We start from the raw sequence: 25736 nt of genomic DNA on the forward strand, positions 1-25736 counted from the left end.
ATAGGGGAAATATGTCGTCTTATATTTCTGTCTTATATTTATGTCCTATATAAAGTTCAACGACTTAGCTCGCACTTGAAATTCAATTCAAGCTGAGCTTAATTGTGAATGATTGTTATAAGCTAAAGTCATCATTGAGGTTTGTTTTGTCTGCTTTTTATCACAGATGTCGCTATTTCTTTCTTCCGCTGTTAGCCACCGCTTTTTCATTAGGCTTGCTTCAGTTTACTCAAGCTAACTGGCAAATTTGGCAGGGGAGCATCAACCAGCTTCCTTTCTGGCTACTCGTCACGGCAACCGCCCTTGCGCTGCAATTTAATCGTAGTCGTTTAGCCTATCTCGCTATGCTGCTATTGCTGTTTTATGCTGACAAACAACACCACCTCCTCCCTTCATCGCTTAGCTCGTACACTGAAGCACTCTTTTTAGGAGGTGCGATGATTATCACCTGCTTCTCCTTCTTCAAAGATAGGGGGCTACTCTCTCCCCACAGTCTGGTTAGAGTTTTTTCAATTTTTCTCTGCTTTGGCATGGCCTACGGCTGGCTATGGGGGATTGAACATTTTCAGGCAGAGATCACGGCGAAGCTCCCTTTGACTCTTTCTTTTCAATTGCAAGCGGCTCTACCGCTATACTTATGTGGACTTCTCGTTTTAACCCGCACCCTATGGCAAGCAAACTTGGTCAATACATCGATACTCATCACCTTCGTCATATGGGTATTTTATGATTTATACCCCGGGCAGCTTCCACTTTCCGTGCTTTGTTCGGCACTCGCTGTCATCTACCTATTTACTATCTTAATCGACTCTTACTTCCTCGCTTACCGCGATGAACTCACGGGGCTCGCGTCGAGACGAGCACTCTATAATCTAGTGCTATCTTTGGGCAGAAAATACAGTGTAGCCATGCTCGATATCGACCACTTTAAGAAGTTTAACGACACCTACGGTCACGATGTTGGCGATCAGGTGTTAAAACTCGTTGCCGCTAAATTGGCTCAGGTATCCGGTGGCGGCAAAGTATTCAGATATGGGGGTGAAGAGTTCACCATCGTTTTTCCCCGCAAAGACACGGACTCGGTTATCGATCACCTCGAAGATGTCAGAGAGTCCATCGAAGAATATCGAATCGTCTTACGTGACGATAAACGCAAGCAGAATACGAAAGCAAAACGTAATGCTGCCAACAGATCAAACAAGAAAACCGTGAGTGTCACTATCTCCATCGGAGTTGCCGAAAGGCAAGGTGGCGAGACGTTCGATCAAACAATGAAGCAGGCTGATGAGGCCCTCTACAGAGCCAAGAAGAAAGGACGTAACCAGCTCTGTACCTAGATTTTATACATTGGGACGCTATTGCCCCAGCAAGATATTAAATTTGCTGGGACAAGGTAGCGATCTTAAATTGAGTAGAAGTAATAGATTTGCGACTTCATTCTGATGATGATCCCTCTAATTATGTCCAAAAATGCGAGAAATGAGACGGGCTTCTCACCCGAGATCCACGCCAATCCGACCGAGCCAACCGGAATATCATAATCCTCAGTCTCATTTAATTTCAGTCGCACAAAGTGGTGCTTATTGTTCAGGTTCTGCCCGGTTGTCTGACGTACATTATCATCACGGGCAAACAAACTTCCCTGGGACTCCCCCGTCGCTTCGATAATCCCCTCAACCTCGGCATTAAATACCTTTCCCGGGTAGACCGCCGATGCGAACTCCGCATTCTGACCGACTTTAACATTACGAATAGCCTGATGATTGACCCGCATCAGCACATACTTTTCATTGGTATACATCTGTATGCGTGGCACAAGGCCAACAAACTGCCCCTCTCGCATAATATAGTTAGTCAGATAGCCATCTGCCGGAGCGTAGACCTTAGTGTTATCTAAGTTCCATTGGGCCTGAGCAACGTTTTCTACCTCGCTGCTATAGTCTGACTCACCGCTCTTTACCGCTAACTCCGCTTTTTCAATATTCAGTTTAGCCTTATGCTCGGCCAAATTGGCCTTATCAATTTGGGAGCGATAGGTATGAACATTGGCCTCGGCCAGATCGATGCCATTGGTCTGTTCATCCATTTGGCTCGCCGTAATGGTATTTGGAACGACGCGATTCTGTTCGGTATACCTTGCCAGCGTCTTCTGTTTCCAGAGGAGATCTTTTGTTGATGCTGCTAACTGGTTTTTAACTATCTCGATGTCGGTTATCGCTGTCTGATACTCTTTATGAGCCAGCTTCACATCCTCTTTAGCCACAGAAAGAGAAACATTGGCAGACTCTTTAGCAACCAGTGCCTTATTGAGTGCTATCTGATAGGTCTCATCATCGAGTTCATAAATTAGCTGCCCAGCCTCAATCTTCTGGTTAGGCTGAACATAGATCTGTTTCACCTGGCCTTTGATTTGACTCGAAGCCGGTCTGAGTTGAATATGCGGTGACTGCACCAAGGAGCCCCCGGATAGATCCATAGGTGTAAAGTTCAACAGCCCAACCCACACAAACAGCAACCAACCGCCGCCACCAATGTAGGCAAAACCTTTACTGAATTTATTCCACGGCATACCGACCAGGCGGAGCAGATAGATAAATAACGCCCATACGGCTAGACCTTCAAGCATTATTACTCTCCTCTAGGGTGCTTTTCTGATGATCACCGGGCTCATGCCAGATGTCTCGCAGACGCCGCAACGCTTTCTCACCATCGATAAAGGCCACAAACACCGCCAATACCCACACCCAATGCCAGACAAAGCCGATCCAGGTGAGCGCCGTTATAAGCCCTAGCTGATGATGATCCTCTTTATGGGCTTTATTGATGGGCAGCTCGTGGATTTTCCAAAACCCAACGACCAACGCAGTGACCGTGCCAACCATGACAACCAAGGCCACAACATGTAGCACTGTGTCCGCGCTATTATCGACAAACGGCATACCGAGTAAACTCATGCAAAATGGTCTCTTAAATTTAAACAAGAGGGTTAGTTTGACGTTTATCCGATAACGAACAAGACTTAAAGTCTACTTGTATCAATTTCAAATCATTAATGATTAAATTAGCCTTCAATTACTAAGCTGTTACTGCCGATGAAATTTAATACCTCCTTTATTCGAGTCTGTTATGTGAAACCCGTTTTTGATGGCGTCGAGCAGGTTTACGGTTTCAATCACCAGGCCCTGTCAATTCCCGATGCCCTGATGAATGAGCCTATGGCCTTGATCCCTTTTACTCAGTTTGGTGAATGGTTATCTGAGTTAGCTCTTGTTACCCAAGACCCCGATTACATAGTTAAACTAGAGCAGCAGTTAAACTTCGATCGACTCGATATCAGCGGCATCGACCTGTTATCGACCCCGGATCTGGCCATGAGTATACGTCGCATCAACTATGGCATCGTCAGCCTGCAATCCGGCGCCAGTTACTATGTCAGTATGTCCGGAAAGATAATGAAATGGTGCTATAAAAATCCCTACGCCTTTAAGCAGGAGAAAAGCTACGACTCTCTCAGGGTCGCCATCATGCTGCTTAATGCACTGCGTCACTTTCTAGGTGACACATATCGCCCGATTCAGGTACGTATCAGTGGTTCGGCAGTCGCGCAGCGGGAGACGGAAAAGCTGTTTAACTGCCCGGTTATCTGGAATGCTGCCCAAACTGAGATTTGGCTGGAACTTGATGACATGCTGCAGCCTTTGATAGAGCCGCAGTTAGAAAACAGCCCGGTGACCATGACACGTTCGCTATTTGAAAAGTACCTCAATATGCCGCAACCCCATGACACCCCGAAGGTGCTTTTCGAAATGGTCAATTATGCAAGATTTTATGGTTTACCTAAGATCGAAGATATTGCCAAACTCTTCAATATCTCTAAGCAGCAGCTGCAGAGGCGATTACAGCAGCAAGGTTTCACTTTTTCCGCCTTGTGTAGCTACATCTACAGTAATCAAGCCATCAAATATATGCTCGATGGTAAGAGTGTCGCGGAAATTAGTCCCCTTTTGGGATATGCGAATCAGCAAAGCTTCAGCCGAGCCTTTAAACGACTCAGAAAATGTACCCCTCAGCAATATCTCGACAGGCTCAACCAAGGCAAGCCTGATTAACCGGGGGTTAATCTCAGGCACAAAAAAGCCCTCAGCGAGGGCTCTTTAATCTATCTTTCTATTTCGCTGGCTAACTGTAAACAGGCAGTAGCTCTGCCATCGCAAGCAAATGACACGCTCCGGTGATGACACCAAATAAAATGACGATGGCGATAACAGATGTCCCACCCGGTACTTTAAAACTCTCACTGTTTGGATAGAGCTTCCTGACTTTATAAGCCATCATAGCCGGCACAATCGCCGCCCAGATAGTCGCAGCCAGAGCAGCAAAACCAATCGCAATCAGGAAGCCATTAGGGAACAACAATCCCAGCACCGTCGGTGGCAGGAAGGTTACCGCTGCCGTCTTGAGACGACCGCTGCGAGACTCATCGAAACCAAATAGATCGGCCAGATAATCGAATAGTCCTAAGGTAACCCCTAAGAAAGAGGAAGCTACCGCCAGGTTAGCAAAAACCGTTAACATGGTCGTTAACCAGCCACTGCTCATCACATCAGACAGGGCACTAACCAGTACCCCCATATTGCCGCCCTGGGCAATAATATCGACAAAATCACTGCGAGGGATATTTCCCATGGTCGCCATCAACCAGCACACATAGATAACGAAGGCTATCAGGGTCCCGGTGACAATCGCCTTTATAATCGTGTTCGCATCTTTCCCGTAATACTTCACCAGGCTGGGCACATTACCGTGATAACCGAAGCTCACTAATCCAAAGGGAATTGCCGCCAACATATAGGGCAGATAACGGCTCTCTCCATCCGGGCTAAACAGATTCACCGTATCGATATCTATCAGTAAATTACCTACGGCGAGAAAGAAAGTGATGATCATGCCGCCAAGCATAATGGTCGTGATCCTATCGACGGCCTTAGTACTGATAAAGACGATAAAGGCTAAACCCAGTGCAAATACCAAACCGGCCAAGCTTTGTGGCAGTTCGATCCCCGCGGCCTCTAAACTGTGATTAACGATAGATCCGCCACCACTGATATAGGCATAGGCCAAAATATAGAGTACGAATGCGATAGATAAACCATTCACGATTCGCCAGAAGTTACCTAAGGTTTCCCGTGTTAAGGTATCGAAGCTATCACCGGGCTCGAAGTGTAGATTGGTCTCAAGCAATAATAGACCCGACACCAGCATACAGAACCAAACACCTATCATCATGACAAGTGAATAGGAAAACCACATACCTGCGCCCACAACCGGCAATGAGAACATTCCAGCCCCCACCGCAGTTCCGGCGATGATCATGGCCCCACCAAGCAAAGACTTACTCGCTGCTCCATCTTTAGCAGCGTTCATATGGTTAGCCATTAATCTTTATGCTCCGCAGCCACACTATCGACAATCGTCTGCCTGACAGACGATCGTAGCAATCCATTCGCTCGCTCTCGAATCCTTTGAACATCGCCTTGGTTGCCGCTTTCTGACAAGTAGCCCAACGCCTTCAACTTGACGCTCAGTGCACCATAGAGCTTTTTATCATAAAATTCAGGGGCTGTAATGCCATGCAGCGCGCCTAATCGCTGTGCCAGTTTATGACTCTCACGCTCAAGATCGGAACGTTCCATCTTGGGAAAAACCGCCAATAAATTGAAGATAATGGCGTAACGTTGTAACGTTTCACCGACGGTACCGGCGAGTAGCAAGAGTTGATTAACGTGGGCTTCGACAATACTGAAACCGTCAGCTTCTGTAATAAGTCCTTGAGCGATGAACAGATCCAAAATCTGACCAATAACTTTATCCTTATCTTCGACGCCCATAAATAACTCAGCCTGAAGCAGGGGATAGAAATCGCTGATGATATCGATAATCTCAGCTCGTGAGATATGCTCATGCTGAGTCAAACAGCTAGCCACCATAGAAGGAATGACCATCAAATGAATAATGTTGTTGCGATAGTAAGTCATAGCAACGGCAATACTCTCGTCGATAGAGATAATATCTCCCAGCGGATCACTATCAAGCTTGATCTTTTTAAGCTCTAACCCCTGCTGAACCAGAGACTTACCATCCCCCTCAACCACTGACGTGTAGGCGGTGTATGGTAACTCTTTCAGAAGTGTAAGATAGAGATCCAACTGCTTCTCAAGCTGAGTACGTTCGAGTGCATTTTGCTCTGACGCTAGTAATACTAAGCTGGTCAATGTCACCGAACTGACTGCCGCGGCATCATTAATATTGACCATAACCTGATTCGCTAAAGTATTGACCATAGGTGTCAACCATTTAGGTCTCTGCTCAGGATCTTTGGCAACCTCTTCTTTCCAATCGGGTTTCTGTTCATTTAAGAAGTTCTGAAGCGTGATCGGCTTACCAAAATTCACATAGCCTTGGCCAAAATTGCCTAGCTTGCGTAGGGCACCAAATACCTGCCAGACAGACTCTTTCTTTTTCTTCTTACCACTCAGTTCCTTATGATATGTCGCCACCTCCATCACATGATCATAACCTAGATAGACGGGAACCAGAGTCACAGGACGTTTCATGCCACGCAGGACACTGTTCAGCGTCATAGCCAACATGCCGGTCTTAGGTGCGAGTAACCTTCCGGTGCGTGAACGCCCGCCTTCGGTGAAGTACTCAACCGAATAGCCTTTAGTGAAAAGCTGATCTAAATATTCACGGAAGACGGTGGTGTAAAGCTTGTTTCCTCTGAAGCTGCGACGAATAAAGAAGGCGCCACCTCTGCGGAACATGGGGCCTGCTGGCCAGAAATTCAGGTTAATTCCTGCGGCGATATGCGGTGGAACCATCCCCTGATAATAGAGGATATAGGAGAGCAACAGGTAATCCATATGGCTACGGTGACACGGAACATAGATGATCTCATGACCATCATGGTGCAGCCGTCGAACCTCTTCCGCCCCTTTGATGTTGATGCCTTTATAGAGTTTATTCCACAACCAGGTCAGAAAACGTTCGGCAATTCGAACCAGGCTATCTGAATAGTCCGCAGCTATCTCATCGAGGTATTCCATCGCTTTCGCTCTGGCTTCAACCTCGGTGATCTTCTTGCTCGCCGCTTCCTCTTGAATCGCCTTCTTCAGGGTCTCGGAATTAATGAGCGCATGGAATAATGCCTGCCGCTTAGGCAGAACCGGACCCGTCATCACCTTACGCTGTCGACTAAAATGTACTCGAGCTACTCGGGCCAGCTTCTGCGCTATACGCTTATCTGTTCCATGTTCGTCAGCCATATAGCGCAATGACACGGCACTCGAAAACTGCACAAAGTTATGTCGTCCCAAAAACAGGATCATCAGACACTTTCTAAGCCAAGTAGGGTTTTCACGCTCAAGTACGGCAGCCTTCATGGTGTCATCTTCTTTTCCAGGAGTTCTTCCCCAGTAAAGACTGACTGGCACAAGTTGAATATCGAGATCCGGGCGCTCTTTATGGATCTTCAGCAGATTCATAAAGCTATTTAGAAAGAAATGATTGCTCTCTCTTTTCCCCATGAGGGGCTTAGCGCCCTCAAGACAAACCACTCTTGGCGTCGACACACCACCGACCTCGAGTGGTTCATAGGGGCTAGGAAGACCTAGATCTGCGGTGATCTCGCTTAAGGCTGCAATATCACTGACAGACTCAGTTTTCATCACATAAGCGAGAGGTTTATCCGGATCTAAATTAAGATCTTTGAAGGGTTCGTGGGGTACAACAATAGTTTGTACCAACTTGTTCTGTAACCAGCGTAATGATTTAAACCAAAGAGAGTCTTGTTTGGACATTTTCTTATGCAATGTGAGCCATGTTAATAACTACATAGAATACCAGAAAATAATCAGGGATACCCAAAAGCTTAAATTTGGTTAATACTTGCGCTGAAAGAAATACTGTATATACTAACAGTTACTGTATAGAAAGACAGGATTTACCATGAGACCATTAACACCAAGACAAGCCGAGATCCTTGAACTGATTAAACGTAACATTGCAGATACGGGCATGCCGCCGACCCGTGCAGAGATTGCGAAACGTTTGGGATTCAAGAGTGCCAATGCTGCCGAGGAACACCTTAAGGCATTAGCAAAAAAAGGCTGTATTGAGATTATACCAGGTACATCTCGTGGTATTAGACTGACTCAAATCAATGAAAGCGAAGAGGAACTTGGCTTACCATTGATAGGTCAAGTTGCCGCAGGTGAACCGATACTCGCTCAAGAACATGTCGAACAACATTATCAGGTCGACCCTGCAATGTTTCGCCCAAGTGCTGACTTTCTACTTAGAGTACGTGGGGACAGCATGAAGAATATTGGTATCCTGGAGGGAGATCTTCTTGCCGTTCATAAAGCCGAACAGGCTCGAAATGGTCAGATTGTTGTCGCTCGAGTAGAAGATGACGTCACGGTAAAACGTTTCGAAAAAAAAGGTAGCATCGTCTACCTACATGCCGAAAATGAAGACTACTCTCCAATCGTCGTAGATCTTACCAGCCAGAGTTTAAGCATAGAGGGCTTAGCTGTCGGCGTTATCAGAAATGGAGACTGGCAATGAACTCATTAATTGGCAATAGTCCACGTCACCCGGGTTTATGGGTAAATCTTGAAGATCCACTATCGAATGAACTGCAAGGCTGCACAGTCTCTTCAGTAACAACTCATACCCAAGGGCGTGATGAATTACAGATGCTGAGTGCCCAACTGGTTTCATTGAGTCATCAAGGTCAGTGGATTGTGCTGATTAGTCCTCCAAACATAGGTTACAAACAGATGTTAACCGATGCCGGAGTCAGAATGGATAGAGTCCTGCTCGTTCATGCCAAAGATGAAGTTGAAACCCTGTGGGCTATGGAAAAAGCACTCACAAGTGGTACATCCAGTGCGGTTATCAGTTGGACTCAGTCCTTAGATGCAAGAGATAATCGTCGCCTTCAGATCGTCGCTAAAAGTGCTCGTGCTGTAGGTATTGTGATTGAAGATGCGAATGGCCACTTACATGGAAAAGCCCACATGAGAGGCATCGAGACATTCAATCAACCCAGTTTATTTGGTTCATTACATTAGTCTAAATTAATCATTACTTTATATCACAGCCCCACTTTTGGGGCTTTTTTGTGCCTGAACATAAAAAATCTTTAATTATTGATCTTGATCAATATTTGTCCAGCAAGTAAGTTTAAGTCAGTAACAACGATAATTTGTTATATCCGAACAATTTAACCAGCTACGAAGTACATCAATCCTCTGGGACAAGAGTGCATTGATCTACCGGGTCTAAATCGGGAGGGATATACTCAGCCGTAAGTGCAGATGTGGTTCAGACTAGCAGCCAGAAATAAGACTGCTTACTTTGCAGATAAGAAGTAAAACCGCCAACGCACTTTGAAGTCATCGTTGCTTTTTTGGGAACTGAAGAGTTTGCATAGAGCAGAGACTTACTGTGTGACTCTTCTTTGTCTTTCTATGACAGAGGAGAAGTCTAGTGAAACAAAAGTTGTATGGTTTGCCGGCGTTATTATTTTCGCCTTCTATCTTAGCTGCGGATATGCCCCTGAACATGACTCAAGGGGTAACAGAGATTAGTGGGCGGGTGTACAACCTGCACATGATCATTCTGTACATCTGTTGCGCTATCGGTCTTGTGGTATTTGGTGTGATGATCTATTCGATGATCAACCACCGCAAATCAAGAGGCGCCGTAGCAGCCAACTTCCACGAAAGTACTAAAGTCGAGATCGCCTGGACTGTCGTTCCTTTCATCATCTTAATTCTTATGGCTATTCCTGCGACCAAGACCTTAATCGCAATGGAAGACCCTTCAGATGCCGATCTGACAATCAAAATTACCGGCTCACAGTGGAAGTGGCATTATAGCTACTTCGATCACGATCTCGAATTTTACAGCTTACTCTCAACCCCAAGAGAACAGATAGAGGGAACCGAAGAGAAAGGTGAAAACTACCTCCTCGAAGTCGACAAACCTTTAGTCCTCCCAATTAACAAGAAAGTCAGATTCTTAATGACCTCCGACGATGTTATCCACTCCTGGTGGGTGCCTGCGTTTGCAGTGAAAAAAGATGCCAATCCGGGTTTCATTAATGAAGCTTGGACACGGATTGATAAGCCCGGTTGGTACAGAGGTCAATGTGCCGAACTTTGCGGCAAGGATCATGGGTTTATGCCCATTGTTGTCGAAGCTCTTTCAGAAGTAGACTTTGATAAGTGGCTGATTGCTCAGAAGCAGCAAGCGAACAATGCAGAAGCTGAAGCGAAGGCTGCACTTTCGCAAACTTTGAGCATGGAAGAACTCATGGCTCAAGGTGAGCAAATCTACCTCGCTCGATGTGCCGCTTGTCATCAACCTAATGGCGCAGGTCTACCCGGTGTATTCCCTTCTCTTATTGGTAGCCCCATTACCAAAGGGCCTGTCGCGGATCATATCGATATCGTCGTCAATGGCAAATCTGGAACGGCTATGCAAGCTTTTGCTAAGCAACTAAATGCTACAGAAATTGCTGCCGTAGTGACTTTTGAGCGTAATGCTTGGGGCAATGACTCTGGCGACACTGTTCAAGCAGCTGATGTCAGCTCTGCTGGTTCGAGTTCTGCTGCCTCCAACGATTCAGACACCGCAATCCCTGTCACTTTACCGGTAAACCAGCCTGAGAATGAGCAAGTTAAAACGACTGTGGCTGAAACGGTAAACGAAGTTGTAGAGGAAGTTGAAGCGGTTGTTTTAGATGACTTAACGATGGATGAACTTATGGCCGTGGGTGAGAAGGTCTACATGACTCATTGTGTTGCTTGTCACCAGGCTGCTGGTACGGGATTGCCCGGCGCTTTCCCTTCATTAGTCGGCAGCCCAGTGATCACAGGCCCAATAAGCGGTCACCTCGATGTTGTCATCAATGGTAAACCGGGTACTGCAATGCAGTCATTTAGCTCACTACTTACGCCACAACAGTTAGCTGCTGTGATTACTTATGAGCGCAATGCATGGGGTAATAACTCCGGTGATACCGTTCAAGCTTCTGACGCTGTTGGTCACGGAAAGTAAGGGATTAAAATGAGCACAATTATACAAGATTCACCAGCAGCTCAGGACGATCACCATGATGACCATCATCATGGGGCTCCAAAAGGTATCATGCGCTGGCTCTTTACCACCAATCATAAAGATATAGGCACACTCTACCTCTGGTTCAGCTTTATTATGTTCCTAACAGGTGGTGCCATGGCGATGGTGATCCGCGCCGAACTATTTCAGCCTGGATTGCAATTAGTTGAACCCAATTTTTTTAATCAGATGACGACAGTTCATGGGCTCGTAATGGTATTCGGCGCCGTGATGCCTGCCTTCACTGGGCTGGCAAACTGGTTAATCCCTATGATGATTGGTGCTCCGGATATGGCGCTACCAAGAATGAATAACTGGAGTTTCTGGATTTTACCCTTTGCCTTCGCCATCCTACTCAGCTCCCTGTTTATGGAAGGGGGCGGTCCTAACTTCGGCTGGACATTCTACGCTCCACTATCGACAACCTACAGCCCGGATAGTACGGCCCTGTTCGTTTTCTCGGTCCATATAATGGGAATGAGCTCCATCATGGGCGCGATTAATGTGGTGGTGACTATCGTTAATATGCGTGCCCCCGGCATGACATGGATGAAGCTGCCTCTATTTGTCTGGACCTGGCTAATCACCGCATTCTTATTGATTGCGGTAATGCCGGTATTAGCCGGCACCGTGACCATGGTGCTCACCGATAAATACTTTGGCACCAGCTTTTTTGATGCGGCCGGAGGTGGGGACCCGGTGATGTTCCAGCATATCTTCTGGTTCTTCGGTCACCCCGAAGTCTACATCATGATCTTACCCTCATTCGGTATCATCTCAGCCATCGTTCCCGCTTTTAGCCGTAAACGGCTCTTCGGTTACTCCTCTATGGTCTATGCCACGGCGAGTATCGCCATCCTCTCCTTCCTTGTATGGGCGCACCATATGTTCACCACGGGCATGCCGGTATTTGCCGAGCTATTTTTCATGTACTGCACCATGCTCATCGCGGTGCCAACAGGCGTTAAGGTATTCAATTGGGTCGCTACCATGTGGCGTGGTTCTATCAGCTTCGAAACCCCGATGTTATTCGCAGTAGCCTTTATCATACTGTTCACCATAGGAGGATTTTCCGGCTTAATGCTGGCCATAACACCAGTGGATTTCCAATACCATGACACTTACTTTGTGGTCGCTCACTTCCACTACGTACTCGTCACCGGGGCAATATTTTCTATTATGGCGGGCGCCTATTATTGGTTACCTAAGTGGACCGGGAATATGTACGACGAGAAGCTGGGGAGGATCCATTTCTGGTGCTCTGTAATCTCCGTCAATGTGTTGTTCTTCCCCATGCATTTCTTAGGATTAGCGGGCATGCCCAGACGAATTCCGGATTATGCCATTCAATTTGCGGACGTAAATCAGATAGTCTCTATCGGTGGATTCGCATTCGGCCTTTCACAGCTGATCTTCCTCGCCGTTGTGATTAAGTGTATTCGCGGAGGTGAAAAGGCGTCGGCAAAACCTTGGGATGGAGCCGAAGGTTTGGAGTGGACACTCCCCAGCCCGGCCCCCTATCACTCCTTCTCTACACCCCCGGAGATTAAGTAAACATGGCTAAGAACCAAGCGAACGCTAATCGAAAGCTTATCAGCTGGCTCATTGCAGCAGCTGTAGGCATGTTCGGCTTTGGTTTCGCTCTGGTTCCCCTGTATGACGTACTCTGCGAACAGCTGGGGATAAACGGCAAAACCCAGAGCACGGCCAGCAGTTATGAGCCTGTCGCTATCGATAAAAACCGCACCATCACCGTTGAATTTATGGCGCAGGTACAAAGTGATCTGCCTTGGGAATTCAAACCAGAGGTGAAGCGCCTGCGAGTTCACCCCGGAGAGTTAGTTCGCACTAACTTTAATGCCAAAAACCTCTCCATGAATGAGCTTGTTGGACAAGCAATCCCCTCTGTATCCCCCGGACAGGGAGCCGCCTACTTCAATAAAACAGAGTGCTTCTGCTTTAATCAACAGAGATTAACGGCAAAAGCCACTGCAGAGTTACCACTGATATTTTACGTGGATCCGGATCTTCCTGATTCCATAACGACACTGACTCTCTCTTATACCCTCTACAACATCACTGACCGTGGATATGTCAGCGTAGTAGAGCAAGGAGCAGCAAAATGACAAGTAAGCACGAACACTATTATGTTCCCGCACAGAGTGCATGGCCAATTATCGGCGCCTTAGGTTTATTCCTTATCGCCTTTGGTGCAGGAAGTTACGTACAACAACTTAATACCGATGAAGGCTATGGTGGATTGATCTTACTCGCGGGCATCGCCGTCATCATTTTTATGATTTTTGGCTGGTTCAGAACCGTTATCGCCGAGTCCATGAGTGGCCTCTACTCCAAGCAGATGGATCGTTCATTCAGACAAGGGATGAGCTGGTTTATCTTCTCTGAAGTCATGTTTTTCGCCGCCTTCTTTGGCGCACTACTCTATGCGCGAATGATTGCAGTCCCCTGGTTGGGCGGTGATTCGAATAACGCCATGACCAATGAGGTTCTCTGGCCTGGCTTTGAAGCGGTTTGGCCCCTGGTAATGACACCCGATGGAACCCAAACTGAAGCGATGGGCTGGAGCGGGCTGCCGCTATACAACACCATTATCCTGCTCACCTCGTCGATTACCCTCCACTTTGCCCACGTCAGTCTGGAGAAAGAAAAACGTTCTGCCATCGCTATCTGGTTGGGAATAACAATATTGCTCGGTATGGGTTTCCTGGTATTACAAGCCGAAGAATATATCCACGCTTATCAGGAGATGGGGCTGACACTGTCTTCCGGCGTCTATGGGAATACGTTTTTCTTGCTTACCGGCTTTCATGGTATGCATGTCACCCTAGGTACAGTGTTTCTTATGGTGCTATTTCTTAGAGTGCTTAAGGGACACTTTACCCCAGAGAAGCACTTCGCATTTCAGGCCGGAAGTTGGTACTGGCACTTTGTGGATGTCGTCTGGTTGTGCCTGTTTATTTTCGTCTATGTCCTGTAATGAGTAACACAAGGCATGGCACTCAGTCGGCGGATATGAATGCGGTAATTAATAGGGTCTGGGGTTAGGGTTTATCACCCCGGATCCCAGCGCTATGAGTATTAATACGACCACCAGCAGGGAGAAGATAATCCTACGCCCCAGAAAGTGACTCATCGGCGTTTCAGAGTCTCCCTTAACTAACAAAAATAGGGCCCTTGCTAAGTTAAAAACAATGAATAGCAGTAGCAGAACTAAGACTAATTTGAAAACAAATAATGTATTCATACGTTATCCTCAACTGTATCTGGTGGGTTCCAGAGGTTTGCTTATTATTGTCACTGTGAGTCTGTTTCTCTTTTTGGTCAAGTTAGGATTCTGGCAGCTGTCCCGGGCAGAGGAGAAAGAGTTATGGCAGACTCAATTAACGTCACGGCAAGCCGCCGCCCCACTCTCCTATGTTGAGCTACTATCACTACCTAAAACAGAGTCACTAACGGGATACCGACTCACAGTAACGGCACACCCGCTCGCTGAGCAGGTTTTTCTGCTAGATAATCAAATCTTTAATGGTAGGGTTGGCTACTTAGCACTGCAACTTATGGAGATCAGTCCCGATAAACCCTGGTTGCTCATTGAGCTCGGTTTTATACCCGTTACCGCCGACAGATCAAGCTTACCTTCAATAAAGCCAATAACAATGACTCAGAGCCTTACCGGGCGGTTATATCAGAAACAGAGCAACCCGATGAGCAGCGCGCTGATGGCCGAACCCGGTTGGCCAAAACGCATTCAGAATCTTAATGTTGGCGAGATGAGTCAGCTGGTCAATCACCCCATCGCAGCTGCAGTGCTTCAACCCGAACAAATTAAAGGCATAGAGTTACCTCATCCCTGGAAACCGATCCCTCTGTCGGCCCAGAAACATAGGGGCTACGCGCTGCAGTGGTTTTCGATGGCTTTCGCATTCGCGATATTAGTCCTATTCTTTATTTACAGCAGAAAACGAAGAAAGAACAGATAGATGGCAACAAAAGCAACACGGTTAATTCGAATGATTATCAATCAATTGATGGTTGCCAACGGAAACGAGAACAAGTAGGTTAGGATTTAAGCGATTAAAAAAACAATATCGTTTCCTAGCCGTCTCGGGAAACAATTAGCATTCCTTATTATGGGCCCTATTACGGGGGCTTGATATGGGGTCTAACCAGAGGAGAGAGTATGAACTCCCCCAAGAAGAGCGGTGCCAAACCACTGATAATTTTATTATTGGTATTTTTACTTCCTGTTGTCGCCGCCAAAATTGTACTTAGCATGAACCTTTATCATGGTGGTGCGACCAATAAAGGTGAGCTGCTCTCCCCCGAAACCAGTTATGCCAGCTTGGCAATGGAAAATCCCAGACCCCGTGAATGGCAGGTACTTTATCTGCTCCCCGGCGATTGTGACGCCTTATGCCTGGATCGTCTCTATATCCTCAAGCAGAGCCATGTTGCACTGGGCAGAGAACAAAACAGGGTTCACACCATGATTTTACTCACCGAAAACAGCGATATCTCGGCACTAACACTTCACTCTTTCGAAACAGTTAAAGCCAGCAGAGCAATGATAGAGATGCTCGATGATCAGCAGATGGTCATTGTTGACCCTCTGGGAAGTTTAGTCATGCGTTATTCTAAGGTCTCAGGTCGAGCCCAACAGATCCTGCAAGGTAAATCCTTAGTCTCAGACCTGAGAAAAATGCTTAAGCTATCGAGGGTTGGCTAATGAAAAACCTGCCTCTATTTTTAAAGGTCACCTTAGTTTTTACCCTCTGCGTTATTCTTATGGGTGCTTACACAAGACTCTCCGATGCGGGGCTGGGATGTCCGGACTGGCCCGGGTGTTACGGCATGATAAAAGTCCCTAGCCAGAATCACGAATTGGCTCAGGCATTAAACTCATTTCCGGAGCATAAAGTTGAACAAGAGAAAGCTTGGCTTGAGATGATCCACAGATATATCGCCGGCATACTCGGGCTGTTAGTGCTCACTATCTTGGTGATCTGTCTTAAAAATAGAGAAACGCCCAAGAAACTGCCAACGTTCATCGCCCTGCTTATCTTATTCCAGGCAGCTTTGGGTATGTGGACGGTCACGATGAAGTTAATGCCTGTGGTTGTCATGTCTCACCTTATTGGTGGCTTCACGCTAATGTCGCTATTACTCCTGCTCTATTTAAGAACTAAACCCTTAAGGATCCCGGGGGGAGACTCTAGTGCAAGAAAATTGGTGCCACTTGCGACTGCAGCATTAAGTGTACTGACGCTGCAGATTATTCTCGGCGGCTGGACCTCATCTAACTATGCCGCGCTGGCATGTACCTCTTTGCCTATCTGCGAAGGAGACTGGTATAACAACTTGCGCCTTATTCAGGCCTTCAATCCTTTCCAGGGGACCCATGATAGCTATGAGTTTGGGGTACTGGATTACGCTTCCAGAATGACAATCCATGTGACTCATAGATTCGGCGCTATCCTGACCGCAGCCATATTGCTGTGGCTAGCCTATAAATTGCATACACAGTCTCAATCATCACAGTTAAAACGATCCGCTCAATGGTTAATGCTACTGGTCTGTCTGCAAGTCGGACTGGGGATCAGTAATGTTGTATTGCATCTGCCATTGGGGATCGCCGTATCTCACAATGCCGGTGCCGTGTTTTTGCTTATGAATCTCGTTTTTATTAACTATTCCTTATGGCGCAAAGCCTGATTAACCCAATTTAAATAGGCACTCGAGCATGACAAAAGTAATAAATTTCAAGGCTGAAAGCCTAAGCGAGGAGTAAAGATGGCCAAACAACTTTCAATTTCATCAGCAACAGACAGCAAGAGCCACTCCTTTGCATGGCGACCCTACTACGAAATGACAAAACCAAAGGTAGTCGCCCTCATGCTGCTTACGGTTTTAGTGGGCATGTGTCTCGCCGTCCCGGGGAGTGTACCTCTACAACCATTAGTAATTGGCATGATGGGGATTGGTATGATGGCTGGAGCTGCCGCAGCGTTTAATCATCTTATCGATCGCAGAATTGATGGCTTAATGGCACGGACTTATAATCGACCACTTCCCAAGGGACGAGTCTCTATTCCTAAGGCGATCACCTTTTCAATCTCTCTGGCTATTCTGGGCTTTGTTTTACTCTATACCCTGGTCAATGAACTCACCGCCTGGCTGACATTTGCAAGTTTGATAGGCTACGCCCTCGTTTATACCGCTTACCTTAAGCGGGCTACCCCACAAAACATTGTCGTTGGTGGTTTAGCGGGGGCAATGCCCCCCCTACTAGGCTGGACCTCTGTGACCGGAGAGTTTCACGGTCATGCGCTGTTACTGGTCATTATTATTTTTGCCTGGACACCACCCCACTTCTGGGCCCTGGCAATCCACAGAAAGGCTGAGTACGCGAAAGTCGATATCCCAATGCTTCCGGTCACACACGGAACTGAATTTACCAAAACCTGCATCTTGCTCTATACCGTGCTGTTAGCTATCGCTTGCCTCTTGCCTGTACTGGTCGGCATGTGCGGCCCCGTCTATTTAGTCGGTTCAACCCTGCTAAGTTGTGGCTTTATCTATAAGGCATGGGAGCTAAAATATGATGATAAACCGGGCCTGGCGATGCAGGTCTTTCGCTTCTCGATTTATCATCTGATGATACTCTTCATCGTTCTTTTAGTAGACCATTACCTATGGGTATGACTCAGAGGTTCGACTACCTTTTAATCAAGCTTAAGTATTGGAAGATTCCAGACGATGAATAAACGTTTAACGCAGGTTATTGCGGCTATTCTGGCTGTTGTCATAGTGGGGCTGGGAAGCTTGACAGCCATTCAATTTCAGTCGACTTCTGAGCAGAAGAGTCAGATAGAGTTATCCAATAGCTTTATCTATCCAACCCCCAAAAGACTACCGCCATTTGAGCTGATGGAACAAAATGGCACCCCCTTCACCAATGCTGACTTAAAGGATAAGTGGAGTCTGTTTTTCATAGGCTACACCTCTTGTCCGGATGTTTGCCCAACTACGATGGCTAAACTCACGGCGGCTTACCCCGAACTGTTAGCGTTCACCGACATACAGATCATTTTTCTCTCCGTCGACCCCCAAAGAGACACGCAGGAGAAGCTATTAAACTATATGGATTTCTTTAACCCAAAATTCATCGCGTTAACGGGAGACCATACACAACTCTTCCCGCTGACGCGAAGTCTGGGCTTCGTATATGTCATGGTCGGTGATGGAGAAGACTATCAAGTCGATCATAGTGCATCGATGGCACTTATCTCCCCCGAAGGAGAAAATGTGGCCATCATTAAACCAAAGTCATCTTCTCCCGGTAGCCTTCCTCAAATAACCTCACAAGCCCTCATCTCTGACATTCGTCAGATAACACAGAGAAACAACAGGTAAAATCAAACAAATACATAAAGATAACGAAATTTGACTTTAGTTTCATCTGCGACTAATGAGAAATATTTCCTAACACCAATGTAATTAAAAAACATTAGCCAAAAGAGGAAATCCCCCCGTTTGCCGACTATCTTTTGATATTGCAGGGATGAGCAATGTTATTCAAAGGAAAATCAGATGACGGATCAAACCATTAAATTAGATTCAGAATTAACAATTAGAAATATTCAGCCCATATTTGCGCGACTTTCTGAGTTATTAATTCACGATAAATTACTCCATGTAGATGTCAGTCAACTATCCCGTGTCGATACCGCAGGTGCTCAGCTCCTTTATCTTTTTTCCCAAACATGCAATGCACGCTCCTTAAAGGTTGAATGGCAAGGGGGTCAGCCGGAGCTAAGAACTAATTTAGAAAGTCTGGGCATCGTCATCCCGGAACTTCAGACTGAGACACAGGAGAAGATGCTATGAAGAAAATATTAGCCGTCGACGACTCAGCATCAATGCGCCAAATGGTGGGCTTTACACTTAAAACTGCAGGGTTTGATGTGACAGAGGCCTGTAATGGCGATGAGGCGCTGAAAGTTGCACAGAAGGGCGAGTACGATCTTGTCATCTCTGATGTAAACATGCCCGTCATGGATGGACTCACCCTCATTCGAAACTTACGTACGCTACCAGCCTATAAGTTTACTCCGTTATTAATGCTGACCACCGAGTCAGGAACAGACAAGAAACAGGAAGGCCGCTCTGCCGGTGCCACTGGCTGGATTGTAAAGCCCTTCAATCCGGATCAACTATTAGCAACCGTTCGAAAAGTACTGGGTTAATCAGAACAAAATTCGTCAAATGGATATAACGGGTGGCAATTAAATATGGAAATCGATCTCAGTCAATTTAGTCAGGTTTTTTTCGAGGAAAGCCTGGAAGGCCTAGAAAGCATGGAGTCTGAGTTACTCAAGCTTGATGTCAACGAGCCGGAAGATGAATCTATCAACACGATTTTCAGGGCTGCACATTCTATAAAGGGAGGCAGCGCCACATTCGGTTTCTCTCAAGTCGCGAACTACACACACCTGCTCGAAACTCTGCTCGATGAGATAAGAGATGGTCGTCGCCAGATGACGAGTGAACACCAAGACATGCTTCTTCTCTCGGTGGATCTGCTGCGTAACATGATCGATGCCCTGATGCGCAAAACAGATTTCGATGATCCTTTATTATCTCAGCTTGAAAAACGATTTACCGCGGAACTAGAGGGGGCAGCGGAAGGCGCTCAGGTGGATGATGCTACACAAGCCGATGCTGAACAGACGCCAGATGAACAACTCTGGCATATAGATTTCCAGGCCGGAATAGATATTCTGCGATGCGGGAACGATCCCCTGCTCATGTTCACAGAGCTAAGACAGCTAGGTGAACTCACCGTTAAGCTAGCCGAGGCAAATTACCCGGATTTTGCCGATATAGACCCGGAAGCCTGTTATCTCAGTTGGAACCTTGAACTCATTACGGATCAAAAAATTGAACGTCTGAAAGAGGTATTTGAATGGGTCGAAGATGAGTGCACGATTCACTACAGTTCATCGGTCATCGATACCCCAGAGATGAAAGAGCCTCAAGGCACTTCCGAATCACCTCAGTCTACTCCAGTGCCTGAATCAACTCCCGCATCAACTTCGGCATCAAACAGCCTACCCGCAGAGACGATGAAGCCCAAAGTCGTTTCACAGGCGAAATCTCCCGAGGGTGGCTCCATTCGAGTCAGCATAGAGAAAATTGATCTACTCATAAATATGGTCGGAGAGTTGGTCATTACCCAGGCGATGTTAGGTCAGATAGGTCAACAAGATGTGATCGATGAGGAATCATTACTATCCATGAAGCAGGGATTAGAGCAACTCGCCTCACATACCCGGGACCTTCAAGAAAGTGTCATGCAGATCAGAATGTTACCCATCAGTTTTGCCTTCAATCGCTTCCCCAGGCTTGTTAGAGATATTGGCCAGCAATTAGGCAAAAAGGTCGATTTAATCCTTAATGGGGAAGACACCGAGCTGGATAAAACGGTGATGGAGAAAATTGTCGACCCTATGGTGCATCTGGTTAGAAACTCACTGGATCATGGTCTGGAAACACCTGAAATACGGGTTAGCAAAGGCAAACCAGAAACAGGCAGCATTACGCTCAACGCTTTCCATCAAGGTGGCAATATCATTATCGAGATCATCGATGATGGAGCCGGGCTCGATACCGACAGAATACTTCAAAAAGCCAAAGAAAAAGGTCTGGTTGCCGAAGAGGAAGAGCTGACCACCGAAGCGATTCATCAACTTATTTTCAAGGCGGGGTTCTCTACCGCAGATGCCGTCTCCGATCTATCCGGCAGAGGTGTTGGCATGGATGTCGTTCGCCGAAACATTAATGAACTAAACGGCACCATTGAACTTAAGTCGACTCAAGATAAAGGTAGCCGTTTCACCATACGCCTTCCGCTTACTCTGGCAATTCTCGACGGCCAGCTGGTAAGAATAGGTCATCACACCTATGTCGTACCACTCGTCTCAATTCATGAATCTTTGCAGGTAGAACCACAACGCATCAATCGTATCAGTGAGAACAATGAGCTGGTGAGGCTAAGAGATGAATACCTTCCGGTGATTAAAGTGTTTCAAGAGTTCGATCATGAAGCCGATGCCATCGAGATTAAAGATGGTCTGGTCATGGTGGTTGACTCCAATAATGAAAAAGTCGGCTTACTCGTCGATGAGCTGTTATCACAGCAACAGGTGGTTATCAAAAGCCTGGAAGATAACTATAGCAAGGTGCCCGGCGTTTCAGGAGCCACTATTCTTGGTGATGGAACCGTTGCTTTAATTATTGATATTTCTGGATTAGTTAGCTTAGCAGGCATCACGAATACCAATGAGCATGCAGCTTAAAAGCAAAAAGTTAATCCTCACGGTAAAACAAGGAAGACGGAGCTTGAAAATATGACAGAGCTAACCCAACAAGAGCAGGCCAATATGGATGATGCCAGTCAACAATATTTAACTTTCATCATGGCTAGCGAAGAATATGGTGTCGATATTCTTTCTGTACAAGAGATTAGAGGCTGGGAAGCGACGACCGTCATTCCAAACTCCCCCAGTCATGTAAAAGGGGTTATTAACCTCAGGGGAACCATAGTACCCATCATAGATCTGAGACAGAGATTTGGTATTGAGACTCTCGAGTATGGGGCTACAACCGTCGTCATAGTCGTTAAGGTTGCTATATCTGATGAGCACAAAGTCATAGGTATTGTCGTCGATGCCGTTTCCGATGTGTTTAGTGTGAATGATGCCGATGTGCGCGATGCACCCGATTTTGGCGACGACACTAACCTGAGCTTTATAAAAGGGCTCACCAATGCCGCAGATAAGATGGTTATCTTACTGGACATTAATATGCTGCTCGGCAGTGAAATCTTGCCTGAAGCATCTCAACTTTCTAACTTAATTAACAATATTGATGCCCCGCAGCCACAAGCTGTTAATGCATAAACAGGTATAACGAGGATAAACGAATGGAAGCACAAAACTCCAACCTATCGAATGCAAACAGCTTACCCATTGCTGGTTTGGTTCTCATCCTGATTTCATTAGGATTATTATTTTCAGGACAAGCGACGAGCTGGGTTGCTGCAACTCAAATCATTGCAGTCATGCTCATTGCCTCAGGGCTTGTGAAACATAACCAATCTAAAAAATTGAGCGAACAGGCACTCAATGAGGTGAGCCGGGCTCTGGGCAGCAGTGAGAAAATAACGTTTTCAGATATCGATATTCCTAACTGGGAACTGCTCACCAATAAAATCGGGAATTTACATGAAAAACAACGGCAAAACGAAACGATTACCAAAGCGTTAGACATCTGTAAGACCAACGTCATGATGGCCGATGTCGATTACAACATCACCTATATGAATGACTCGGTCAATGAAATGCTCCTGGAAAATGAGAAGACCCTTAAAACGGGTTTACCCAACTTCGATGCCAAAAATCTTATCGGTAAAAATATAGATATTTTTCATAAAAACCCTTCACATCAGAGAAGAATGCTCGACGGCTTAACTTCAACCTACGAGGTTAGTATTGAAGTAGCTGGCCTTAATTTCACTTTGATTGCCAGCCCAATATTTTTAAATGGTGTACGAACCGGCACCGTCGTCGAATGGCAAGATGTCACTGCAAAATTAGCAAAAGAGGCTGAAGATCGAAGAATCGCCTCCGAAACGGGCCGTATTAAACAAGCATTAGATGTATGTAAAGCCAACGTCATGATGGCCGATGTCGACTACAACATCATCTATCTCAATGACTCGGTCAACGAGATGTTGGGAGATAATGAAAAGACACTTCAACAGAGTCTACCGAACTTCAATGTCAAAGAGCTTATCGGCAATAACATAGATATCTTCCATAAGAGCCCATCGCACCAGAGAAAAGTGCTGGATAATTTAACCGGCAGTTATGAAGCCAGCATAAAAGTTGCGGGCCTAGATTTCACCTTGATAGCGACCCCGGTTTTCAATAACGGAGAGCGCACAGGTACCGTAGTTGAATGGCAAGATGTTACCGCTAAATTAGCTAAAGAAGCGGAAGATCTAAGACTCGCTTCGGAAAATACCCGTATCAAGCAAGCACTCGATAATGTATCGGCAAATACTATGGTCGCAGATACCGATCTCAATATTATCTATATGAATACTGCCGTCGGGAAGATGTTCAGGGCGGCACAATCAGATATAGTGAAGGATCTGCCCAACTTCGATGCCAATAATCTTATCGGCGTAAATATCGATGGTTTCCATAAAAACCCCAGTCATCAACGCAATTTATTAGGCAGTTTATCGACAACCTATTCCAGCCAACTCAAGGTCGGCGGACGCACATTCAAAGTTGTGGCTAACCCAATCAAAGATGATAACGGAGAGAGCATAGGTACGGTTGTGGAGTGGACAGACCGCACCGCCGAGGTTGCCATCGAACAGGAGATAGACACCATCATCTCATCGGCTGCGGCAGGAGACTTGAGCCATAGAGTATCGACGGAAGGAAAAGAGGGGTTCTTCCTTAATCTGTCGAATGGCCTCAATCGATTAGTCGGCATTGCAGATAATGTAATTTCAGATGTAGTCAATGTATTCGATGGACTCGCCAAAGGCGATCTAACCCGCCAGATAGATGGTGAATATGAAGGTCAATTTGAAAAGCTACAGCAGGATGCAAACGCGACAGCTTCACGACTGACCGAAGTGATCGGTGGCATCAACGAGTCAGCCAACACTGTGACCTCCGGCGCCGAAGAGATTGCACAGGGCAACGCCGATCTTAGCCAGCGAACCGAAGAGCAAGCCGCCTCACTCGAGGAGACGGCCTCAAGCATGGAACAGATGACCGCAACCGTGACTCAAAGCGCTCAAAATGCAACGATCGCTAATGAGTTAGCTCAGGAAGCCAACTCTAAAGCCGATCATGGCGGTAAGGTAGTTGAGCAAGCCGTCACCGCAATGGAAGCAATTAACGACTCCAGCAAGCGTATAGCAGACATCATAGGTGTCATCGATGAGATAGCCTTCCAGACCAACCTGCTGGCGCTCAATGCGGCAGTCGAAGCGGCGAGAGCCGGTGAACAGGGTCGTGGTTTTGCCGTCGTCGCCGGTGAAGTCAGGAACCTGGCTCAACGCAGCGCCGGCGCCGCCAAAGAAATTAAGGAGCTGATACGTGATAGCGTGGGTAAGGTCACCGATGGCACTCAACTGGTTAACCAATCGGGTGACACACTTCAGGATATTGTGCAGGCCGTGACTAAAGTGGCCGACATGATTAGCCAGATAAGCATAGCGTCAGAGCAACAATCTTCAGGCATTCAGGAGGTAAATAAGGCTATCTCCCAAATGGATGAGATGACTCAACAAAATGCGGCCTTGGTGGAGCAGGTATCTGCGGCAGGAGATGCCATGGCCGAACAGGCCCGCAACATGAAGAGTCAGCTCAGTTTCTTCCAGGCTAAGGAGCAAACCAGTTCAGGAATAACATCGGCACCATTAGCACTCGTTTCGGGAGACACTCACGGAAACCTGAATATCAGCAGTGAAGAGTGGAACGAATTTTAGGAGACAAGGAATTGAAGATCATAGATGAAAAGGAGTTTTCTATGACACAGGCAGACTTTGATTTTATTCAAAGTCTTGCCTATGAAAAAACGGGAATCGTACTGCCGGAAAGGAAGAAACACATGGTGTACTCGAGACTCAGTCGACGATTACGCCATCTGAATTTAGGCAATTTTTCACAATACTGCTCCCATATTCAACGTACTCCGGACGAGATGATCAACTTTGTAAATGCACTCACTACCAATTTGACCGCATTTTTCAGAGAGGAGCACCATTTCAAATACCTAGAGAGCAAGGTAATACCTGAATGGAAGGAAAATAAGAACAGGCGCCTCAGAGTTTGGTCATCGGCCTGCTCTACCGGAGAAGAGCCTTACAGTATTGCCATGATATTGGAGCAACATTTTTCAGGGATGGAATGGGATCTTAAAGTTTTGGCAACGGATCTCGACACCAATGTGCTCAACAAGGCCTCTATAGGCAGTTATGCCAGTGACTCGGTGACCAATTTACCCGGACGATATGCCGATAAATATGCGCGTCAGACTGACAACGGTCAAAAAATTCAGATGCGTTCCAGCGTTCAGAAGATGATCCATTTTAAGCAACTAAACCTATTGGGAGATTGGCCAATGAAGGGGCCATTTGACGTGATTTTTTGCAGAAATGTACTCATCTATTTTGATAATGAGACTAAGAAAAAAATCATCGCCAGGTTCAGAAAGCTGCTTAGCCCGCAAGGTTACCTATTCATCGGACACTCGGAAACATTGACCCATATTTCTGAAGACTTTGATCTCATCGGGCAAACGATTTATAGACCGATAGGACACGGCGACAATAAGTTGCAACAGACGAAGCGAGCCGTTGCTAACCTCTAGGAATAAATTAGCTGCTATTGTTGCAGCGCGACACCTTTACTCCTTAGAATAGATTTTACCTCAGG

The 25736-nt window shown here is 46.4% G+C and carries 24 protein-coding genes; 19 read left to right on the plus strand and 5 right to left on the minus strand.

The features are described from left to right. The first annotated feature begins 146 nt into the window (after positions 1 to 146). A complete protein-coding gene (locus EKG38_RS14395) occupies positions 147 to 1337 on the plus strand; it encodes a GGDEF domain-containing protein (protein ID WP_126520932.1) in 1191 nt (396 codons plus the stop codon). A 65-nt stretch (positions 1338 to 1402) separates the two neighbouring features. On the opposite strand, the gene EKG38_RS14400 is transcribed toward EKG38_RS14395, so the two are convergent. Further along, positions 1403 to 2626 (minus strand): HlyD family secretion protein, encoded by a 1224-nt coding sequence (locus tag EKG38_RS14400; protein WP_126520933.1) that lies wholly within the window; start codon positions 2624 to 2626, stop codon positions 1403 to 1405. Then, a complete protein-coding gene (locus tag EKG38_RS14405; protein ID WP_126520934.1) occupies positions 2619 to 2954 on the minus strand; it encodes an MFS transporter in 336 nt (111 codons plus the stop codon). Before EKG38_RS14405 ends, EKG38_RS14400 begins: the two co-directional genes overlap by 8 nt. Before the next feature lie 138 nt (positions 2955 to 3092). On the opposite strand from EKG38_RS14405, the gene EKG38_RS14410 reads away from it, so the two are divergent. Continuing rightward, positions 3093 to 4109, plus strand: coding sequence for an AraC family transcriptional regulator (locus EKG38_RS14410; RefSeq protein ID WP_126520935.1), 1017 nt, complete (start codon positions 3093 to 3095; stop codon positions 4107 to 4109). A 70-nt stretch (positions 4110 to 4179) separates the two neighbouring features. Here the strand turns inward: EKG38_RS14410 and mtr are convergent, their stop codons facing one another. Then, a complete protein-coding gene (mtr, locus tag EKG38_RS14415) occupies positions 4180 to 5436 on the minus strand; it encodes a tryptophan permease (protein WP_126520936.1) in 1257 nt (418 codons plus the stop codon). Further along, the gene (plsB, locus tag EKG38_RS14420; protein ID WP_126520937.1) at positions 5436 to 7859 is read right to left on the minus strand and encodes a glycerol-3-phosphate 1-O-acyltransferase PlsB; all 2424 of its coding nucleotides are present in this window, start codon (positions 7857 to 7859) and stop codon (positions 5436 to 5438) included. Before plsB ends, mtr begins: the two co-directional genes overlap by 1 nt. A 148-nt stretch (positions 7860 to 8007) precedes the next feature. Between plsB and lexA the strand changes: the two genes are divergently transcribed. The 6 genes from lexA to EKG38_RS14450 all read left to right on the plus strand — a co-directional run bounded on the left by lexA (position 8008) and on the right by EKG38_RS14450 (position 14188). Next, a complete protein-coding gene (gene lexA, locus EKG38_RS14425; RefSeq protein WP_126520938.1) occupies positions 8008 to 8628 on the plus strand; it encodes a transcriptional repressor LexA in 621 nt (206 codons plus the stop codon). After that, positions 8625 to 9137, plus strand: a complete 513-nt coding sequence (locus tag EKG38_RS14430; RefSeq protein ID WP_126520939.1) for a cell division inhibitor SulA — start codon at positions 8625 to 8627, stop codon at positions 9135 to 9137. Before lexA ends, EKG38_RS14430 begins: the two co-directional genes overlap by 4 nt. A 418-nt stretch (positions 9138 to 9555) precedes the next feature. Further along, complete coding sequence (coxB, locus tag EKG38_RS14435) at positions 9556 to 11130, plus strand: cytochrome c oxidase subunit II (protein ID WP_126520940.1); 1575 nt, start codon at positions 9556 to 9558, stop codon at positions 11128 to 11130. A 9-nt stretch (positions 11131 to 11139) separates the two neighbouring features. After that, on the plus strand, positions 11140 to 12744 hold the full coding sequence (gene ctaD / locus EKG38_RS14440) for a cytochrome c oxidase subunit I (protein ID WP_126520941.1): 1605 nt from the start codon (positions 11140 to 11142) through the stop codon (positions 12742 to 12744). Between the two features lie 2 nt (positions 12745 to 12746). Beyond that, a complete protein-coding gene (locus EKG38_RS14445; RefSeq protein WP_126520942.1) occupies positions 12747 to 13316 on the plus strand; it encodes a cytochrome c oxidase assembly protein in 570 nt (189 codons plus the stop codon). Beyond that, the gene (locus tag EKG38_RS14450) at positions 13313 to 14188 is read left to right on the plus strand and encodes a cytochrome c oxidase subunit 3 (protein ID WP_126520943.1); all 876 of its coding nucleotides are present in this window, start codon (positions 13313 to 13315) and stop codon (positions 14186 to 14188) included. The genes EKG38_RS14445 and EKG38_RS14450 overlap by 4 nt, the downstream gene beginning before the upstream one ends. Before the next feature lie 48 nt (positions 14189 to 14236). Here EKG38_RS14450 and EKG38_RS14455 read toward each other — a convergent pair whose 3' ends face one another. Continuing rightward, entirely contained in the window at positions 14237 to 14455 is a 219-nt protein-coding gene (locus tag EKG38_RS14455; protein WP_126520944.1) for a DUF2909 domain-containing protein, read from the minus strand. A 37-nt stretch (positions 14456 to 14492) separates the two neighbouring features. On the opposite strand from EKG38_RS14455, the gene EKG38_RS14460 reads away from it, so the two are divergent. The 11 genes from EKG38_RS14460 (at position 14493) to EKG38_RS14510 (ending at position 25671) form a co-directional block, all read left to right on the plus strand. After that, positions 14493 to 15191 (plus strand): SURF1 family protein, encoded by a 699-nt coding sequence (locus tag EKG38_RS14460; RefSeq protein ID WP_342775849.1) that lies wholly within the window; start codon positions 14493 to 14495, stop codon positions 15189 to 15191. A 200-nt stretch (positions 15192 to 15391) separates the two neighbouring features. Then, the gene (locus EKG38_RS14465) at positions 15392 to 15937 is read left to right on the plus strand and encodes a redox-active disulfide-containing membrane protein (protein WP_126520946.1); all 546 of its coding nucleotides are present in this window, start codon (positions 15392 to 15394) and stop codon (positions 15935 to 15937) included. Further along, positions 15937 to 16923: a COX15/CtaA family protein gene (locus EKG38_RS14470; protein ID WP_126520947.1), complete on the plus strand. Its 987-nt coding sequence runs from the start codon at positions 15937 to 15939 to the stop codon at positions 16921 to 16923. The genes EKG38_RS14465 and EKG38_RS14470 overlap by 1 nt, the downstream gene beginning before the upstream one ends. 78 nt (positions 16924 to 17001) lie before the next feature. Further along, complete coding sequence (gene cyoE, locus EKG38_RS14475) at positions 17002 to 17913, plus strand: heme o synthase (RefSeq protein ID WP_126520948.1); 912 nt, start codon at positions 17002 to 17004, stop codon at positions 17911 to 17913. A gap of 54 nt (positions 17914 to 17967) precedes the next feature. After that, complete coding sequence (locus EKG38_RS14480) at positions 17968 to 18624, plus strand: SCO family protein (RefSeq protein ID WP_126520949.1); 657 nt, start codon at positions 17968 to 17970, stop codon at positions 18622 to 18624. 177 nt (positions 18625 to 18801) lie between these two features. After that, positions 18802 to 19098, plus strand: a complete 297-nt coding sequence (locus tag EKG38_RS14485; protein WP_126520950.1) for an STAS domain-containing protein — start codon at positions 18802 to 18804, stop codon at positions 19096 to 19098. Further along, positions 19095 to 19457 (plus strand): response regulator, encoded by a 363-nt coding sequence (locus EKG38_RS14490; RefSeq protein ID WP_126520951.1) that lies wholly within the window; start codon positions 19095 to 19097, stop codon positions 19455 to 19457. The genes EKG38_RS14485 and EKG38_RS14490 overlap by 4 nt, the downstream gene beginning before the upstream one ends. 45 nt (positions 19458 to 19502) lie before the next feature. Further along, positions 19503 to 21569 carry a chemotaxis protein CheA gene (locus EKG38_RS14495; RefSeq protein ID WP_126520952.1) on the plus strand — a complete coding sequence of 689 codons (2067 nt, stop codon included), beginning with the start codon at positions 19503 to 19505 and terminating at the stop codon, positions 21567 to 21569. Between the two features lie 51 nt (positions 21570 to 21620). Then, positions 21621 to 22172: a chemotaxis protein CheW gene (locus EKG38_RS14500; protein WP_126520953.1), complete on the plus strand. Its 552-nt coding sequence runs from the start codon at positions 21621 to 21623 to the stop codon at positions 22170 to 22172. Positions 22173 to 22195: 23 nt separating this feature from the next. After that, a complete protein-coding gene (locus EKG38_RS14505) occupies positions 22196 to 24787 on the plus strand; it encodes a methyl-accepting chemotaxis protein (RefSeq protein ID WP_126520954.1) in 2592 nt (863 codons plus the stop codon). 41 nt (positions 24788 to 24828) lie between these two features. Then, positions 24829 to 25671, plus strand: a complete 843-nt coding sequence (locus tag EKG38_RS14510) for a CheR family methyltransferase (protein ID WP_126520955.1) — start codon at positions 24829 to 24831, stop codon at positions 25669 to 25671. Positions 25672 to 25736: the final 65 nt, after the last annotated feature.

The sequence above is a fragment of the Shewanella canadensis genome, assembly GCF_003966225.1.
In the GTDB taxonomy this organism is placed as follows: Bacteria; Pseudomonadota; Gammaproteobacteria; order Enterobacterales; family Shewanellaceae; genus Shewanella; species Shewanella canadensis.